At 68.8% G+C, this 16,702-nt stretch carries 14 protein-coding genes; 4 read left to right on the forward strand and 10 right to left on the reverse strand.

Annotation, left to right across the window (positions count from 1 at the left end):
• Nucleotides 1-29: 29 nt before the first annotated feature.
• A complete protein-coding gene (locus PKE84_RS01175) occupies nucleotides 30-932 on the reverse strand; it encodes an ABC transporter substrate-binding protein (protein WP_271175365.1) in 903 nt (300 codons plus the stop codon).
• Between the two features lie 241 nt (nucleotides 933-1,173).
• On the opposite strand from PKE84_RS01175, the gene PKE84_RS01180 reads away from it, so the two are divergent.
• Complete coding sequence (locus tag PKE84_RS01180; RefSeq protein WP_271175366.1) at nucleotides 1,174-1,683, forward strand: GNAT family N-acetyltransferase; 510 nt, start codon at nucleotides 1,174-1,176, stop codon at nucleotides 1,681-1,683.
• Between the two features lie 10 nt (nucleotides 1,684-1,693).
• Here the strand turns inward: PKE84_RS01180 and PKE84_RS01185 are convergent, their stop codons facing one another.
• From PKE84_RS01185 to PKE84_RS01210, 6 genes are all read right to left on the reverse strand, one after another.
• Entirely contained in the window at nucleotides 1,694-3,175 is a 1,482-nt protein-coding gene (locus tag PKE84_RS01185) for an aromatic amino acid lyase (RefSeq protein WP_271175367.1), read from the reverse strand.
• Nucleotides 3,175-4,476 (reverse strand): NtaA/DmoA family FMN-dependent monooxygenase, encoded by a 1,302-nt coding sequence (locus PKE84_RS01190; protein WP_271175368.1) that lies wholly within the window; start codon nucleotides 4,474-4,476, stop codon nucleotides 3,175-3,177. Before PKE84_RS01190 ends, PKE84_RS01185 begins: the two co-directional genes overlap by 1 nt.
• A 78-nt stretch (nucleotides 4,477-4,554) precedes the next feature.
• Nucleotides 4,555-5,589, reverse strand: a complete 1,035-nt coding sequence (locus tag PKE84_RS01195) for a PLP-dependent cysteine synthase family protein (RefSeq protein WP_271175369.1) — start codon at nucleotides 5,587-5,589, stop codon at nucleotides 4,555-4,557.
• A 109-nt stretch (nucleotides 5,590-5,698) separates the two neighbouring features.
• Nucleotides 5,699-6,529, reverse strand: coding sequence for a sulfurtransferase (locus PKE84_RS01200; protein WP_373877097.1), 831 nt, complete (start codon nucleotides 6,527-6,529; stop codon nucleotides 5,699-5,701).
• Nucleotides 6,530-6,648: 119 nt separating this feature from the next.
• Nucleotides 6,649-7,638: a ribonucleotide-diphosphate reductase subunit beta gene (locus PKE84_RS01205; RefSeq protein WP_271175370.1), complete on the reverse strand. Its 990-nt coding sequence runs from the start codon at nucleotides 7,636-7,638 to the stop codon at nucleotides 6,649-6,651.
• Nucleotides 7,639-7,757: 119 nt separating this feature from the next.
• Complete coding sequence (locus PKE84_RS01210) at nucleotides 7,758-10,229, reverse strand: ribonucleoside-diphosphate reductase subunit alpha (protein ID WP_271175371.1); 2,472 nt, start codon at nucleotides 10,227-10,229, stop codon at nucleotides 7,758-7,760.
• Nucleotides 10,230-10,548: 319 nt separating this feature from the next.
• Here PKE84_RS01210 and PKE84_RS01215 point away from each other — a divergent pair, with 319 nt between their 5' ends.
• Together PKE84_RS01215 and PKE84_RS01220 are read left to right on the forward strand one after the other, a co-directional pair.
• Complete coding sequence (locus PKE84_RS01215) at nucleotides 10,549-11,760, forward strand: MFS transporter (RefSeq protein ID WP_271175372.1); 1,212 nt, start codon at nucleotides 10,549-10,551, stop codon at nucleotides 11,758-11,760.
• Nucleotides 11,761-11,891: 131 nt separating this feature from the next.
• Nucleotides 11,892-12,830, forward strand: coding sequence for a putative endonuclease domain-containing protein (locus PKE84_RS01220; protein ID WP_271175373.1), 939 nt, complete (start codon nucleotides 11,892-11,894; stop codon nucleotides 12,828-12,830).
• Nucleotides 12,831-12,930: 100 nt separating this feature from the next.
• On the opposite strand, the gene PKE84_RS01225 is transcribed toward PKE84_RS01220, so the two are convergent.
• Together PKE84_RS01225 and PKE84_RS01230 are read right to left on the reverse strand one after the other, a co-directional pair.
• Entirely contained in the window at nucleotides 12,931-13,914 is a 984-nt protein-coding gene (locus tag PKE84_RS01225; RefSeq protein WP_271175374.1) for an aldo/keto reductase, read from the reverse strand.
• A 30-nt stretch (nucleotides 13,915-13,944) separates the two neighbouring features.
• On the reverse strand, nucleotides 13,945-15,072 hold the full coding sequence (locus PKE84_RS01230; RefSeq protein WP_271175375.1) for an ABC transporter permease: 1,128 nt from the start codon (nucleotides 15,070-15,072) through the stop codon (nucleotides 13,945-13,947).
• Between the two features lie 70 nt (nucleotides 15,073-15,142).
• On the opposite strand from PKE84_RS01230, the gene PKE84_RS01235 reads away from it, so the two are divergent.
• Nucleotides 15,143-15,736: a TetR/AcrR family transcriptional regulator gene (locus PKE84_RS01235; RefSeq protein ID WP_271175376.1), complete on the forward strand. Its 594-nt coding sequence runs from the start codon at nucleotides 15,143-15,145 to the stop codon at nucleotides 15,734-15,736.
• A gap of 170 nt (nucleotides 15,737-15,906) precedes the next feature.
• Here the strand turns inward: PKE84_RS01235 and PKE84_RS01240 are convergent, their stop codons facing one another.
• Nucleotides 15,907-16,701 carry an alpha/beta fold hydrolase gene (locus PKE84_RS01240; RefSeq protein WP_271175377.1) on the reverse strand — a complete coding sequence of 265 codons (795 nt, stop codon included), beginning with the start codon at nucleotides 16,699-16,701 and terminating at the stop codon, nucleotides 15,907-15,909.
• Nucleotide 16,702 lies beyond the last annotated feature (1 nt).

Raw genomic sequence — 16,702 nt, forward strand, 5'->3', positions numbered from 1 at the left:
CCGGTCCTGGTTGCCCAGGGACATTGCGATCAGCCCTTCGACGCCGCGTTGACGTCGGCGGTCGTGACGGCGCCGTCGGCGACGCCCCACTTGTCGAGGATCTTCTTGTAGGTGCCGTCGTCGATCAGCGCCTGCACGGTCTTCTGGATGACCGGGGTCAGTGCCGAGCCCTTGGCGATCGGGATTCCGTACGGGGCGACCTCGAACGCCTTGCCGGCCTCCTGCAGCTTGCCCTGCGACTTGGAGATCGCGTAGAGGGTGACGGGCGAGTCGGCGCTGAGCGCGTCGGCCTTGCCGAGGATGACGGCGTTGGTGGCGTCGTCCTGCGCGTCGTAGCGCAGCACCTGGATGGCCGCCTTGCCGGCGTCGGTGCAGGCCTTCGACTTGGCGGGGACCTCGTCGGTGTCCTCGTAGGTGGTCGACTGCACGGCCACCTTGAGACCGCAGGCATTGTCCGGGTCGACCGTCTTGCCCTTGGCCGACGCCCACATGATGCCGGCGGTGTAGTAGTTGACGAAGTCGACCTGCTTCTCGCGGTCGGTCGTGTCGGTGAACGACGACATGCCGATGTCGTCCTTGCCGCCGGCGACGCTCGGGATGATGTTGTCGAACTTCGCGATGGCGAAGTTCGTCTTCAGGCCGAGCTTCGCGGCGATCGCGTTGGTCAGGTCGACCTCCCAGCCGACGGGCTTGCCGTTGTCGTCCTTGTACTCGTTCGGCGGGTAGGTGTCGTCCATGCCGATCGTGAGAGTGCCGGCCGACTTGATCTTGTCGGGCAGCTGCGAAGCCAGGCTGTCGTCTTTCTTCACGGTGTCGGCCGAGCTCGACGCCGAGCTGCTGCTGGACGGCGTTGAGTTGTCGACACAGCCGGTCAGCGCGAGCGCTGCAACGGCGACGAAGGCGGCCGCTGGGGCCAGATATCGGGTGCGCATTGTGGTGGAGTCCTTCTTCCGGGTGCAGGGATGCAGGAACGCAGTGAGTGGAGCATACCTCAGCCACCGCGCGGTACATTCACACTAATTCACGCGTGCAACGCCGTTTTTCGTAAAGATTTCCAGCAGATTTCGCAATTCATTGCACGGAATCCGTCGCCCGCGGGGTTTTCCGCATCTCAGACCGAAGTACGCGGCCGGTCTGCGCTGGGATGCCCCGGGCGGTTCGGGATATCGTCGGATGGTGAGCGTTCCCCCGACCGATTTCGCCGCCTCCGTCACCGTGCTCGTCACGAGTCAGGATGACCCGCTGGCCCGCCCGCTGGTGGAGGAGCTGTCGCGCGAATACGACGAGCGCTACGGCCTCAACGACGGCATCCCGTCGTCGGCCGAGCTCTCCCGGTACCCGGCCGAGGTCTTCAGCGCGGAACAGGGCGGCACGTTCATCCTGCTGCTCTCCGAGGGCGCGCCGGTCGCCGGCGGCGCCTTCATGCGGGAGGACGACGAGACGGTCGAGGTCAAGCGGGTCTGGACACACTCCGGCTTCCGCCGTCGCGGGCTCGCCCGCCGCGTGATGAGCGAGCTCGAAGACGAAGCGCGCCGCCGGGGCGTGAGGACTGTCGTGCTCACGACCGGCGCTCGGCAGCCGGAGGCCGTTGCCCTGTACCTCTCGCTCGGCTACACGCCGCGCTTCGATCTCGACGGCGACTGGGAAGCGGTCTCGTACCTGTCGTTCGACAAGGCGCTGTAGCGGCCGGTTCTCACCGGGGGTCGGCGAAGAGTGCGTCCGCTGCGCGGGTCACGAGCTCGCGCGCCGGAACGCCCGAGCCGATGACCTCATCGACGGCCGCGGCGAGGGGACCCGTTCCGTGCCCGGCCGGCACCGACCCGCCGGCATGCAGCAGATCGGACGCGTGCAGGGCCTCGATGGCGAGCACCTCACGCGTCAGCTCGAGGGATCGCTGCAGGGTCTGCAGGGCGAGCGGCGCCAGCGAGGCGTGGTCCTCGACGCCGGAGAGAGTCGTGCTGCCCAGCGTCACCGGAGCGGCGAGCTGGCGCAGCTCGGCGGCATCGGCCGCGGCTGCGTAGAGCACGAGACCGGGAACGCGGGTGCGGCCGTCGGCGCGGGCCGGGGCGAGTGCGAGGGAGAGCGCGGCGGAGCGACGCTCCGAGGCGGCGGCGACGTGCGCCAGTGCGACCCGCAGCGATTCGAAGTCGAGCGCCAGCGGGAGGGCCTGGAAGTTGCCGCCGGAGACGAGACGCCCGCTCGCGACATCCGCCACCGGGTTCTCCGACCGGGCCGCGAGCTCGACGACGAGCTCGTCGTGCAGCCGCCGCACGCTCTGCTGCAGGGCGCCGTGCAGCTGGGAGGCGGTGCGGAACGAGAGCGGATCCTGCACCGTCATGACCCGGTCGGCGGCGTACAGCGCGCTCCCGGAGAGGAGGCTCCGCACGGCTGCGGCGGAGGCCTGCTGTCCCTCGCCGCCGCGCGCATCGGCCACGAGCTCGCTGAAGGCTCCCGGATTGCCGGCCGGTCCCGCGGAGCCGACGGCCTCGAGCGACAGGGCGACGGCCCGGTCGGCGGCGAGGGTGAGCCTGTCCGCCTCGACGGCGGCCAGGGATCCCACGCCGACGCTGTACGCGTTCGCGCTCAGGGCGGCGAGCGCTTCGTGGGGCGCCAGGGCGAGCGGTGTGAGTCCGGCGGCGGCGAGCGCATCGGCGGCGGCGAGCTCGCCACCCTCCGCCTCCAGCACCGTGCCGTCGCCGGTCACCACGGCCGCGACCTCCGCGAGCGCCGTGAGGTCGGCGGCCCCGACGGAGCCGCGCTTCGGGATGAGCGGCACGACATCCGCGTTCAGGATGGCGGCGTAGGCCGCGGCCAGTTCGGGACGCACTCCGGCGCCGCCGCGGGTGAAGCCGACGAGCCGGGCCGCGACGACAGCGCGCGCCTCGCGACGGGAGAGCGGCTCGCCGACGCCCCCGCGATGGTTCCGGATCGTGCGCCGCTGGAACGCGTCGAACTCGGCGGGGTCGATGGCGGTGTCCCGCCCGGCCCCCAATCGCCGATTGAGGCCGTACACGGGCTCGCCCGCCTCGATCGCGCGGTCGACGACAGCACGGGATGCCGCCAGCAGGTCGAGCGCCGCCGGTGCCAGCACCACCCGGGCCCCGTCGGCGATCGCCACCACCTCCGACGGCTGGGGACGTGCCGTGCCGAGCACGACGTCCCTCGGCCCGGACATCAGAACTCCAGGAGGTTCTGGCGGAGCCCCGCTCCGCTGAACCCGGTGCGGATCAGCCCCCGCCGCCGCAACGCGGGCACGAGCGTGTCGAGCGTTCGGTGCACATTCGCCGGATGCACCTGCCCGGTGAACAGGAAGCCGTCGCCTCCGACCGCCTCCCCCAGCTCGCCGAGGTGATCGGCGATCTCGTCGGCCGTCCCGACGATCGCCAGGCCGTCTTTGCGCGCCCGCACCTGCAGGATCTCGCGCAGGGTCGATCCCTCCGGCGCCGACTTCACGAAGTTATCGAGGGTGCCCTGATTCGCATTCGTGGTCAGTTCGGGCAGCGGCGCGTCGAGATCGAACTGCTTGAAGTCGACGCCGCTCAGGTAGGAGATGGACTGCAGCTGCTCGTCGATCGCGCCCTGCGTGAGCTCGGCGCGGGCCGCCTTCACGGTGGCGGTCTCCTCGGCGTTCGCGGTGACGATGGGATTCACGACGAACAGCACCTTCACGTCATCCGGATTGCGGCCGTTGGCGAGCGCGACCTGGCGGATGGAGTCGCGGTACTCGCGCATCCGGTCGGCCGTCGATGCGAGGGCCAGGATGACGTCGGAGTTCTTGCCGGCGAAGTCGCGGCCGCGCCCGGAGGCTCCGGCCTGCACCATGACGGGCTCCTCCGCGGCCGGGGCGGTGTTGAGCGGCCCGCGGACGCGGAAGAACCGGCCGTCGTGGTCGATCGTCCGCACCTTGGTGAAGTCGGCGTAGACGCCGTTCGCGGTGTCCTCGATGATGGCGTCGTGGTCCCAGCTGCGCCAGAGCTGTCGCACGACATCCACCCACTCGTCGGCGCGGTCGTAGCGCAGATCGTGCTCCACCTGTTTGTCGAGTCCGTAGTTCTGGGCGGCGAGGTCGGAGCCGCTGGTGACGACGTTGAAGCCGAGCCGGCCGTTCGCGAAGTGCTGCAGGGTCGACAGCAGCCGCGCCGCGGTGAACGGCTCGTAGAAACTGGCGCTGAGGGTCGGCACGATGCCGAGGTCGGTGGTCGCGCCGAGCAGGTAGGGCACGAGCGGGAGGGGGTCGTGCTTCGGCACGAATCGCGCGGCGGCGAGGTTGACCTCGGCCGTTCCACCGTAGGTGTCCGGAACTGCGACGCCGTCTTCGATGATGAAGAGGTCGAAGCCGCTCGCCTCGAACTGGCGCGCGGCGTCCTGGTACACCTGCGGTTGCTTCCAGTCGTAGCCGATGCCGTAGCTGGGGTCGCCCCAGCCCTGCACGCCGAACCCGGCGCCGAGGAACCAACCGAAGTGGAGAAGACTCATGTGAACTCTCTGCGTTGTGCGTGCGGTGCTGTTGTGGCGTGCTGTGCGTGCTGTTGTGGTTCGCGCTGTGCGTGCGGCTCAGTCGCCGAGGCCGGCGTCGGCCAGCCACTGGGGATCATAGGCCTTGGTGAGGTAGTTGACACCGCCGTCGGGCGCGATGGCGACGACGACCGACCCGGGCGCGGCGTCGCGGGCGACCTGCAGGGCGACGGCGATCGCCAGCCCGGAGGAGGGACCGAGCAGCAGCGCCTCCTCGGCGGCGAGCCGGCGAACGGTGTTGTACACCTCCCGGTCGTCGACGGTGCGCACCGCGTCGAGGATCGCGCGGTCGAAGGTCTCGGGCCAGTAATCCCGCGGCCACGCCGACCCGACGCCGTCCACGATGATGCGTCCGGCCGCGCCGTCGCCGTAGGTGGAGCCGACCGGATTCGCGCCGATCACCCGCACCTCGCCGGCGCTCACGTCCTTGAGGAAGCGCCCGGCGCCGCTGACGGTGCCGCCCGTTCCGATCGAGGCGACGAAGTGGGTCACGCGGCCGGCCGTCTGCCGCCAGATCTCCGGCCCGGTGCCCTGGTAGTGCGCATCCGGATTGGCGGTGTTCGCGAACTGCGACGAGCGCCACGATCCGGGCGTCTCGGCCGCGATGCGGTCGGCGACCGCGCGCGGGTTGGCAGGATCGCTCGGATCGGCCTCCCAGTCGGCCTCGACGAGACGGGCGCCGTAGGCGGCGAGCACGGTGCGCTTCTCGGCCGAGATGTCGGAGCTGTGCACGATGACGACGGGATGCCCGGTGAGGCGGCCGATCAGGGCGAGGCCGATGCCGGTGTTGCCGGAGGTCGCTTCCACGATGGTGCCGCCGGGGGCGAGCACGCCGGAGGCCTCGGCGGTGCGGATCATGTTCAAGGCGATGCGGTCCTTGGACGAGCCGCCCGGGTTGCGCCCCTCGAGCTTGACGAGCACGCGCGAGCCCAGGCCGGCCGTGAGCGCGTTCAGCTCGACGATCGGCGTATTGCCGACGAGGGCGGCGACCGAGTCGTACACCTCGTCGGTCGGGCCCACCTCGCCCGTGGGCACGCTCGGCGCTCCGGTCGGGCGCAGGTCGATTGCGGTCATGGATAGACGATAGGCGCGCCGCCCACGCCGCGTCTCACCTGTTGCCCACTATTACGCTGCGCCCGGGTGCCCAGGCGCCCAGGCAATGGGCGGGGCGGGGCGGGTGCGGTCAGGCGCCGGTGGCGACGGGGCGGGCAGGGTCGTTCGACCAGGCGGACCAGGAGCCCGGGTAGAGGGAGGCGCGGACGCCGGCCAGCTCGAGGGCGAGCACTTCGTGCGCGGCGGTCACGCCGGAGCCGCAGTAGACGCCGACGGTGGCGCCGGCCTCGATCCCGAGTGCGGCGAAGCGGTCGGCGAGCTGCTGCGGCGGCAGCATCCGGCCGTCCGGACCGAGGTTGGCGGTGGTGGGGGCGCTGACGGCCCCCGGGATGTGGCCGGCCTGCGGGTCCACGGGTTCGACCTCGCCGCGGAACCGCTCGGCGGCACGGGCATCGAGCAGGATCCCTTCGGCGGCGAGGGCTGCAGCCTCATCGGCGTCGATGGTCGGCGCCGCGCCGGGCGTCAGCGTCACGTGTCCGGGTTCGGCTGCACGGGGACCGGTCTCCAGCGCTCCTCCGGTCTCGCGCCAGGCCGTGAGTCCGCCGTCGAGCACCCGCACGTCGCCGAAGCCGGAGTAGCGCAGCAGCCACCAGAGGCGGGCGGCCGAGGTGCCGGAGACGTCGTCGTAGACCACGACGGCGTCGCCGTCGTTCAGCCCCCACGATCGCGCCGACGCCTGGAACGCGTCCGGCTCCGGCAGCGGATGCCGACCATCGGTGGGCGCTCCGTGTCCGGCGAGTTCGGTGTCGAGGTCGACGTATACCGCGGTGGGAATGTGGCCGCGCTCGAACTCGCCACGTCCGGGCGGGCCGCCGAGCTTCCAGCGCACATCGAGCACACGTGGCGGTGTCGGCGAATCGAGGGCGGTTGCGAGTTCGTGGGCGTCGATCAGCGGGGTCACGCATCCATCCTCGCAGTTCGGGCGCGCGCCCGGCAGTTGCCGCACGACGACGGCCCCGTCCGTCGCTCATCCGGGTGGATGGCGGCGGAACGGGGCCGTCGGTTCAGTGCTGCAGTCGGTCAGTGACCGGTGGACGCCTTCGCGTTCGACTCGTACGACGTGTTCGTCGACTCGAAGAAGTTCACGAGCTCGAGGGTGTCGTTGGCGGTCGCCATCCACTTGGCCGGGTTCGCGACCTTGTACTCGGGCTCGAAGCCGAGCTCCTCGAGGCGGCGGTCGGCCAGGTACTTCACGTACTGGTTGATGTAGTTCGCGTTCAGGCCGAGGATGCCACCGGGCAGGAGGTCGCGGTTGTACTGCTCCTCCATCTCGACGGCGTCGAGGATCATCTGGCGGATCTCGTCGGCGAACTCCGGCGTCTGCAGGTCAGGGTTCTCCTCCAGCACCGTGAGGATCAGGTTGATGCCGAACTTGAGGTGCAGCGACTCGTCGCGCACCACCCAGTCGATCAGCGAGCCGAAGTTGCGCAGCAGATTGCGCTGGCGGAACGACAGCGCCACCATGAAGCCCGAGTAGAACCAGATGCCCTCGAGGATCACGTTGTACGCGACGAGGTTGCGGATGAAGTCCTGCTTGCCCTCGGTCGTCGTGATGTCGAGCGTCTGCTCCGTCATCCGCTTGATGAACGTGACCTCGAACTCCTCCTTGCGGGCCATCGACGGAACGTCGACGTGGGAGTTGTAGGCCTGCTCGCGGTCGATCGGGAACGTCTCGAGGACGTACTCGAACGACATGCAGTGGTTCGCTTCCTCCCACATCTGCTTGGCGAGGTAGAGGTGCGCCTCGGCCGCCTGCAGATACGGGTAGACACCGAACGCGAGTGCCTTGTTCACCAGCAGTTCGTTCGGATTGAAGTAGCTCATCAGGAAGGTGATGGCGTGGCGCTCTTCGTCCGTCATCTTCTTGAAGTCGGCGATGTCTTCGCCGAGCTGGATCTCATTGGGGAACCACGTGTTCGCGACGGCCTGGTCGTACAGATCCATCGCCCACTTGTATGTGACCGGCTTCAGCAGCAGGCCCTCTTCGATTCCCGTTCCCAGAATCCCCATGGTGATTCGTTCTCCTGTTTCTTCAGTGCTGGTTCTGGTCTACTGGCACGACTCGCACTGCAGGTCGTCCATCGGGTCGATGGGCACGTAGTACTCCTCGATCTTCGCGGTGTTGCTCATTACTTCTCACCACCGTTCGAAAGTCCTCCGAAACCGAAGCCACGGCGTGCGGGGGCCGGAGCCTCCGTCTTCTCGGCGGCCGCGGGAGCGGGAGCAGCGGCGCCGACGGTGGCGAAGCCCTTGCGGGCACCCGAGATCTCCTCGGCCTTGTTGACCTTGACGGTCGACTGCTCGGCCTGGTGACGCGGCTTCATGTGCAGGTAGTACGTGGTCTTGACGCCACGCTCCCAGGCGGCGAAGTAGATGTCCATCATGTCGCCGATGTCGCGCGTCTCGAGGTACATGTTGCGGCTGATCGCCTGGTCGATCCACTTCTGGGCGCGGGCCGCGACCTCGAGGAACGCGTACGGCGAGAGCTGGAAGCTCGTCTTGTACGTGGCCTTGATGGCATCCGGGATCTCGGCGATGCCCTGGATGTCGCCCTGCGAGCGCAGGATCGACTCGCGGGTGGTCTCCCACAGGCCGTCGGCCTGCAGCGCCTCGACGAGGTTGCGGTTGACCTCGAGGAACTTGCCCGACGAGGTGGAGCGGCTGAAGATCTGCGAGAACTGCGGGTCGAAACCGGGCGTGGTGCCGGCGACGAGACCGATGGATGCGGTGGGCGCGATCGCCATCAGCGTCGCGTTGCGCATGCCGCCCTTGACCTTGGCGCGCAGAGCGTCCCAGTCGAGACGGGTGGTGCGGTTGACCTTGATCGGCACGCCGCGGTCCTGCTCGGTGAGCGCGATGGAGTCGAACGGCACGAGGCCCTGCGACCAGCGCGAGCCGTCGAAGTTCGGGTACGCCCCGCGCTCCTGGGCCAGGTCGGCGCTCTCGTCGATGGCGGCGTAGGAGACGTGCTCCATGATCTCGTCGATCAGGTCGTAGGCCTCTTCGCTCTCGTAGCTGAAGCCGAGCTTCTCGACGATGTCGGTGAAGCCCATGACGCCGAGACCGATCGCACGGTTCTGCTGGTTGGAGAAGTCGGCCTCGTCGACGCTCGAGATCGTGATGTCGATCAGGTTGTCGAGCTGGCGGACGGCGCTGCGGGCACTCTCCTCGATGCGTGCCCAGTCCATCTTTCCGTCGACGAGGTGACGCGACAGGTTGATGGAGGCCAGGTTGCAGACCGACACGTTGTCACGGTCCTGCGGGAGGGTGATCTCGGTGCAGAGGTTCGACAGGTGGATGGTTCCGGTGTTGTTGTTGAGGGCACGGTTGTTGATCGTGTCCTTCCAGGTCAGCCACGGGTGGCTGGTGGTCTGGAGGCTCATCAGGATGTCTTTGAACTGCGAGCGCGCGCTGATCTTCTTGAACATGCGCAGGCGGCCGGCCTCGGCCTCAGCCACGTAGAAGGCGTAGCGCTCGGAGAACGCCTGGCCGTAGAGCTCGTTGAGGTCGGCGACCTCCAGCGGGTCGAACAGGTACCAGTCCTGGTCGTTCTGCACGCGCTTCATGAACTCGTCGCTGATCCAGACCGCGGTGTTGGCGGTGCGGGTGCGGCGGTACGGGTCGCCGGAGTTCTGACGGAGGTCGAGGAACTCCGGGAAGTCCATGTGCCAGTTCTCCATGTAGAAGCACAGGGCGCCGAACTTCTTGCCGCCGCGGCTGACCGCGCGCAGCACCGAGTCGATCGTGTGCATGAAGGGGATCGGACCGGTCGACGTGGTGTTGTTGGAGCGAATGGGCGAGCCCTGGGCGCGCAGCTTGGTGACCGAGAGGCCGATGCCGCCGGTGCCCTTGGTGAGCCACATGACGTCGCGCACGCTCTTGGCGATGTGCTCGATGTCGTCCTGCATCTCCATGACGAAGCAGTTGGAGAGCTGCGGGTACGCGGTACCCGCGTTCACCAGCGTCGAGCCGGCGGCGAGGTACTCGAGCTTCGACATCTTGGTGTAGAACTCGAGGGCGTGCGTGGTGGGGTCGGCCTCGTTGAGCGACAGGCCCATGGCGATGCGCATCCAGAAGTACTGCGGCACCTCGAGGGTCTCGCCGTTGCGCGCCTTGATGCCGTAGCGGTTGTTGAGGGTCACGACACCGATGTACTTGAGCAGCTCGTCGCGCGACGGCTCGAGGGAGGCGGCGAGCCGGTCGAGGTCGAAGAGCTGCGTGAAGCGGGAGTCGAGGAGCGTCTCGGAGACGCCGCGCTCGATATAGCCGCGGAAGTGGCCGGCGTGCAGGGAGGCGAGCTCGTCGGCGCTCTCGTAGTCGCCGAGCACGCGCTTGTAGATCGTCTTGAGCAGGAGGCGCGCCGCCACGGTGTCGAACGCGGGGTCGTCCTTCACGTTCTGGAGGGCGACCTGGATGACGGCCTCGTCGAGCTGCTGGGTGGTGATGCCGTCGAACAGCGTCAGCTCGAGCTCGCTCGCGATCTGGGTGACCCAGGTGATGTTGTCGTCAAGACCCTCGGCGGCGTGCTCGATCGCCAGATTGATCTTGTTCGCGTCGTACGGCTCCCGCTCGCCGTTTCGCTTCACAACAGTGATTGCCACTTTCTCTCCCTCTCAACGTGCCGTTCTCGCTGAACGGCGATGCCTGCTTCGTCCGTCGTGCGGACAGCGGGCGCAGCCCGCGGAAAACCCCTTGTCGGCGCAGAAAACCGGGGGTGGAATGCCCACAGAATGGCCTTCGAGGACCCTCGCGGCTTTCGGCGTGTGACCACTATATAGCGGGGGTCCGACATTTCTCGAACCCTATATCTAGTGGGCGTGTCATCCACAGATGTGTATAACTTGTCCACTTTTCCACAGGGCACCGACGCCCTCCTCCGCCCCTTCCCGAGCGGGTCCCTACCGATAGACTGTGCATCCCGTGAGCTCCTATTCCAGCCTTCTGAAGACGCCAGGCGTCGCGCGGATCATCGCTGCCCAGCTCACGGCCCGCTTCCCGTTCGGCATGCTCTCGCTGGCGTTCCTGCTGCACATCGAGCACATCCATCACTCCTACGGCGCCGCCGGCCTCGTGCTCGGCGCGATGAGCATCGGGCAGGCCATCGCCGGTCCGATGACCAGCCGGCTGATGGGCGTCCTCGGGATGCGCACGGTCCTGTGGACGACTCTGGCGTTCTGCGCGGCCGCGGTCGCTGCAATCGGCCTGTTCGTGCTCCCCATCCCCTGGACGATGGCGATCGCTTTCTTCGCCGGGCTCAGCATGCCGCCCATCCAGCCCGCGGTGCGCACGATCTACCCCAAGATGGTCAACTCGCGGCAGCTCACGCCGCTGTTCTCGCTCGACGCGTCGGCGCAGGAGATCATCTGGATCGCCGGCCCGGTGGCCATCACGTTCGTCTCCACGCAGATCGGCACCGTGCAGGGCATCCTGATGTCGGTGGCCATCATGGTGCTCGGCGGCTTCTGGTTCATCGCGTCGCCGGAGGTCGGACGGGTGCGCATCCCGCGGAGCAAACGCCGGTTCGGCGTAGTCCTCGCCCGTCCGCCCGTGCTGCTCGCCACCGTCGTCGGCTTCCTGCTGATCGGCTCGTGCGCGGCCATCGAGGCGGGCGTCGTCGCGAACTTCGGCGAGGGGTCGCCGTTCGCGGGGATCGTGCTCGCGATCTGGTCGCTGGGTTCACTCATCGGCGGCCTCGCCTTCGGGCACGTGCCGATCGGTCCGTGGGCGACGGCGCGGCGCATGTTCATCGTGTTCGTGGGCGTCGTGATCTCGACGTTCATGCTCTGGTCGTGGTGGGGACTCTCGCTCACGCTGATCATCGCGGGCCTCGGCATCGCCCCCGCCCTCGCTGTGCTGTTCGCGATCGTGTCGGCGAGCGTGAAGTTCAGCGACACGGCCGAGGCGTACGGGTGGGTGGGCACCGGGCAGCTGATCGGCGCCGCACTGGGCTCCGCGCTCGCCGGGTTCCTCATCGACGGCAACGGCGCCATCGGCGCCTTCTGGGTCGCCGGCGCCTTCGCGCTGGTCGGCTTCATCGTGCCCGCCCTCGCCTGGCGCATCCACCCCGACCTGCGCGGCCGCGACGCGAGCCCCATCCCCGACACCGAGCCCGTCCCCGTCCAGCCCTCCTGATCTTCTTTTCGTTTCGTTGAGGGGTGGCAAATCGGCCTAAACACGCCGAGAGGCCACGTATTCGCCACCCCTCAACGCCGGCCCTGTGGATAACTTCAGCGCGAACCGAGCCGATTCGACAGGGTGGGTGGATGCCGCGACTCGTTCCGCTCCCCTCCGAATTCGCCGATCGACCGTTCTCGGTGTCCGAGGCGCGTGATCGCGGAATCGCGCATACCCGCCTCTCGTCCGACGATCTCGCCCGGCCATTCCACGGGGTGCGGCGGCCCGTGGTCGTCACGCGCAGCACTGACGATTTCGACGGGGGCGTGAATCCGCTTCTGCTCGAAACGTGCCGGGCCTACGCCGCGCTCGGCCGGCTCGATGCGTTCAGCCATTCGACCGCGGCCGAGCTGTTCGGCGTGCCGCTGCCCGCGCGACTCCGGTACCGCGACGGCGAACCCGTGCACGTGACTGTGGCCGGGGCTGCTCGCGGCCGGCAGGGTGCAGGCGTCATCGGCCACACCCGCAATCGACTCGACACGGTCGACCGCCACGGCGTGACGGCCATCGCGCCACCGCTCACCTGGCTGGACCTCGCGCCCAGGCTCAACCGCGAGGAGCTGGTGACAATGGCGGACGCAATGGTGTCGGGCATCCATCCGCTCTGCACGATCGACGAACTCACACGAATCGCTTCAACCCCGCGGGCGCGTGGGGTTCGAAAGGCACGGGAGGCTCTCGAGCTGGTTCGCGTCGGCGTCGAGTCTCCCCAGGAGACGGCCCTCCGGCTGGCGATCGTCGATGCGGCGCTTCCCGAGCCGAGCATTCAGTTCGCCATCCACGATTCGCAAGACGAATTCGTCGCTCGCGTCGACCTCGCCTATCCCGTGCACCGTATCGCGATCGAGTACGAAGGCGACCTGCATCGAAGCGATCGGTCGATCTGGCGCAAGGACATCACACGACATGATCGACTCGAGGACCTCGGGTGGCGGATGATCCGCGTGACCATCGACGACCTGGTCCCGTCGCCGGTAGCGCTGATCGGCCGTATCCGGCGTGCCCGGGCGGCCACTTTCACCCTCTGATCAGCGGCGGCCCTGCTCGTTGAGGGGTGTCGAATAGCGGGTCATCCGGCGTGTTTAGGCCGATTTGCCGCCCCTCAACGAAATGAAAACCGGGGGCCGGCTACCAGCGGGGGTGGATGGCGGCGCGCAGGCGGCGGTCGTAGATGTCGCGGACGCCGGAGAGGAAGGCATCGCCGAGCGGGGCGGCGGAGCCGGCGACGGCGTTGGCGCGCGCCTGCTCGACGGACCGGGCGCCCGGGATGACGGACGAGACGCCATCCTGCTGGGCGACCCAGGCGAGCGCGGCCTGAGCCGGAGTGAGGCCCTCGGGCACCAGGGCGGCGAACTCGCGGGCGGCGGCGACGCCCTCCTCGAAGTCGACGCCGGAGAACGTCTCGCCCACGTCGAACGCCTCACCGTGCCGGTTGTACGTGCGGTGGTCGTCGGGCGCGAAAGTCGTGTCGGCCCTGTACGTGCCCGTCAGCAGTCCCGATGCGAGAGGAACGCGGGCGATGATGCCGACGCCCGCCTCGCGCGCCGCGGGCAGCACTCGATCGATCGGCTTGAGCCGGAACGCGTTGAGGATGATCTGCACCGTGGCGGTCCCGGGCCGGGCGATGGCAGCGAGCGCCTCGTCGCACGTCTCGACACTGACCCCGTAGGCGGCGATCGCGCCGTCGGCGACCAGCGTGTCCAGCGCATCGTAGACCGCGTCGTTCGAGAAGACCGGCGTCGGCGGGCAGTGCAGCTGCACGAGATCGAGCGTGTCCACTCCGAGGTTGGCGCGCGAGCGGTCCGTCCACTCGCGGAACTTCGCCAGTGTGAAGTTCGCGGGGTCCTGCGCCTCGCGGCGGCCCATCTTCGTGGCGACGGTGAGCGGAGCATCCGGATGCGCGGACAGATACGTGCCGATGATCTGCTCGCTGCGTCCGTCGCCGTAGACGTCCGCCGTGTCGAAGAAGGTCACGCCGGAGGCGACCGCCGCGTCGAGGACGGCCAGTGCGTCCGCTTCGCTCACCTCGCCCCAGTCCGCGCCGAGCTGCCAGGTTCCGAGTCCGATGACGGAGACCTCGCGGCCGGTCCGTCCGAGTGTTCGCTGTTGCATACGGCGAGCGTAACCCGGATGGCGCGCGGGTCAGGCCGGCTGCGGGATGCGGTCGGCGGCGTCCTCAGTGGCCGCCGACGCGGGCAGCGACTCCTCGACCGCGGCCTCGACGACGACCTGGTTGCGGAAGTGGCCGGCGATCATCCCGACGACGCCCACGGCGCTCCACGCCAGCAGCACCAGCCAGGGGAACAGCGTGTCCGCATCCGGGAAATACGAGAGATCCCGCACGAGCGTGGCCGACGCCCCCGGAACGAACCACTGCCCGATCGCACCCCACGGCGCCACCATGAACTGCAGCGGCTGGGTCGCGGCCGACAGCGGGTTACCGACGAGCATCGTCAGCACGCCGCCGACGGCGATGCCGGCGCGGCCGATCAGCGCGTTCATCCCGACGATGAACGATGCCGTCGCGAACATCGCCAGCCCGACCGCGAGCGCGTTGATCCAGAAGTTCCCCTGGAGGATGCCGAACCAGCCCTGCATGATGCCGACGATCCCGAGTCCGCCGGCCACCGCGTAGGTCGTGACCGCGGCGAGGCGCCGCCAGCTGCCGGCCACCAGGATCGAGATCAGGATGCCGCCGAGCAGGCCGCCGAGCACGAGCGGGAACGACGCTGCCGTCAACCCGAGCCCGCGGGCGTCGGTGGAGGCGAGCGGGACCACATCCGTCACGGTCACCGTGATCGTCGGCGCCACGGTTCCCGCCGGCGCCCGACCGGCCGCGATCGCCTGCTGCACGGCGGCCGCCGCCTGCGCGTTGGCCTGCGTCTGCAGCTGACCGGCGATCTGGTCGAGGATCTGGCTGACCGCGACGCCGTTGGCCGACGCCGTGAGCACCTCCGGCTTCTCGCCCAGGATGATCGCACCGTAGACGTCGCGCGTCTTGATGAGGTCGACCGCGGCGGCCCTCGAGTCGACGCGGGTGACGTCGAACGCGCCGGAGGCCGCTTTGTCGAGGGATGCCTCGACGGCCGTCACCTGCGCGCTCGGGCCCGCGACAGCGATGGGCACGTCTTTGACGGTGGAGGTGATGGTCGGCCAGACGAAGGCCAGGAGGACCACGGCCACGATGGCGGCCGCCCCGACGGCGAGCGCGATCGCGCGGCCCCAGGGCGTGTGCGGGATGCGCGGGGTGCGCGGGTCTGACGTGGACACGATCGTGCCTCCTCAAAGAAAAAGAATGTTCGTTCTTTATTCTGAGTCCGCGATCGGATACTGTCAAGTCATGCCGAAAGTCTCCGACGCCCATCGGGAATCCCGTCGTCACGAGATCGCCCAGGCCGCCCTCCGCTGCTTCGCGCGCACCGGCTTCCAGGCGACGTCGATGGCCGACATCATCGCCGAATCGGGGCTGTCGGCCGGTGCCATCTACGGGCACTACAAGAGCAAAGACGAACTCGTGCAGCTCGCGATCTCCGAGGTGCTCGACGCGCGGTTCCTCGAGGTGGCCGAGGCCCGGCGGCACGACCCGATCCCGACCCCCGGCGAGATCATCGCCTTGCTGGTCCGCGGACTCCAGTCGCAGATCGGAGACCTCTCCCTGCTCGTGCAGGTCTGGGGCCAGGTCGCCCTCAATCCGGGGCTACGGTCGCTGACCGACTCGATCGGCGGGCGCGTGCGCGCGATGCTGGTCGACTACCTCACCGAATGGTACGAATCGTCGCTCACCCTCCCCCGCGGCGAAGCGGCGGACCTCGCCGAGCGGTATGCGGGGCTGTACGTGGGCGTCGTGCAGGGCTACGTGACCCAGTCGACCCTGTTCAGCGACTTCGACGCCGACGCCTACCTCGCCGCCGCAGCGAGCATCCGCCCGGCGTAGCCGCCGACCTCGGGGCCCTCCCTGGAGGGGCGCCTTTCATTGAGGCGCGGCGCACCTTTCGTTGAGGGGTGGCAAACGCAGCTTCCTTCGGCGTGTTTAGACGCATTCGCCACCCCTCAACGAAAAAGGGGCGGGGCGGGGCGGGGCAGGGCGGGGGCGGGGGCGGGCGGTCAGCCGCAGGCGGCGGCGACGACGCGCGCCATGCGCTTGCGGATGATGTGGTCGTTCGCCTCGACGCGGTGCATGGTCACGTGCCGCATCGCCTCGATCACCGCGAGACTCCCCGGCGCGATGAAGGCGTCGAGCGTTCCGTAGACCACCTGCACCGGGATGCGCGCCCGAGCGAGATCGCTCACCACCGTCTGCGACTCGATGCAGTTCTCGAGGGAGCGCACGAAGGGCGTCCAGTTCTTCTCGGTGATCTCGAACACGCCCTTGATCGGCAGCAGGCGGGCGAGCATCCCGGCATTGGCGATCGTGAACTCCTTGTGCCCGCGCAGGTACTCGTAGGCACGCAGGTAGGCACTCACCCGGTTGCGCACGCGGCGGTCGCCGATCTCGGCCGGCGTTCCGTAGATCGGCGGCCCGACGAGCACGAGCCGCGAGAGCGCACCCGGATGCTCGGCCGCATACCGAGCGACGATCAGGCTCCCGAGCGAGTGGCCGACCAGCACGAAAGGCTGCCGCAGGCGCAGCGACCGGATGGTCGCGTGGATCGCCGCCACGTGCTCCTCGAGCGTGTACGCGGCGTCCGCAGGCGCGGGCGAACGGCCGAATCCCAGGATGTCGATCGAGATCACGCGGTGGTTCGGTTCGAGCAGAGGCACGAGGTTCTGGAACGTCACCGACGAGGAGGCGATCCCGTGCACCAGCACGACGACCGGTCCGTCGCCCTCGTCACCCGCGATATGGAGGAGCGGTGCACGGCGGAACACCCGGTCGAGCGTGTTCCTGATCCGGCCCATG

Origin of the sequence: Leifsonia poae (genome assembly GCF_027921845.1) — a bacterium.
Taxonomy (GTDB): Bacteria; Actinomycetota; Actinomycetes; order Actinomycetales; family Microbacteriaceae; genus Leifsonia; species Leifsonia poae.

Excerpts from the sequence above, each read along its gene's own strand:
- PKE84_RS01185 (WP_271175367.1), bottom strand. The coding sequence starts at position 3,175 with ATGTCCGGGCCGAGGGACGTCGTGCTCGGCACGGCACGTCCCCAGCCG.
- PKE84_RS01195 (WP_271175369.1), bottom strand. The coding sequence starts at position 5,589 with ATGACCGCAATCGACCTGCGCCCGACCGGAGCGCCGAGCGTGCCCACG.
- PKE84_RS01240 (WP_271175377.1), bottom strand. The coding sequence starts at position 16,701 with ATGGGCCGGATCAGGAACACGCTCGACCGGGTGTTCCGCCGTGCACCG.
- PKE84_RS01205 (WP_271175370.1), bottom strand. The coding sequence starts at position 7,638 with ATGGGGATTCTGGGAACGGGAATCGAAGAGGGCCTGCTGCTGAAGCCG.
- PKE84_RS01180 (WP_271175366.1), top strand. The coding sequence starts at position 1,174 with ATGGTGAGCGTTCCCCCGACCGATTTCGCCGCCTCCGTCACCGTGCTC.
- PKE84_RS01190 (WP_271175368.1), bottom strand. The coding sequence starts at position 4,476 with ATGAGTCTTCTCCACTTCGGTTGGTTCCTCGGCGCCGGGTTCGGCGTG.
- PKE84_RS01225 (WP_271175374.1), bottom strand. The coding sequence starts at position 13,914 with ATGCAACAGCGAACACTCGGACGGACCGGCCGCGAGGTCTCCGTCATC.
- PKE84_RS01220 (WP_271175373.1), top strand. The coding sequence starts at position 11,892 with ATGCCGCGACTCGTTCCGCTCCCCTCCGAATTCGCCGATCGACCGTTC.
- PKE84_RS01175 (WP_271175365.1), bottom strand. The coding sequence starts at position 932 with ATGCGCACCCGATATCTGGCCCCAGCGGCCGCCTTCGTCGCCGTTGCA.
- PKE84_RS01235 (WP_271175376.1), top strand. The coding sequence starts at position 15,143 with ATGCCGAAAGTCTCCGACGCCCATCGGGAATCCCGTCGTCACGAGATC.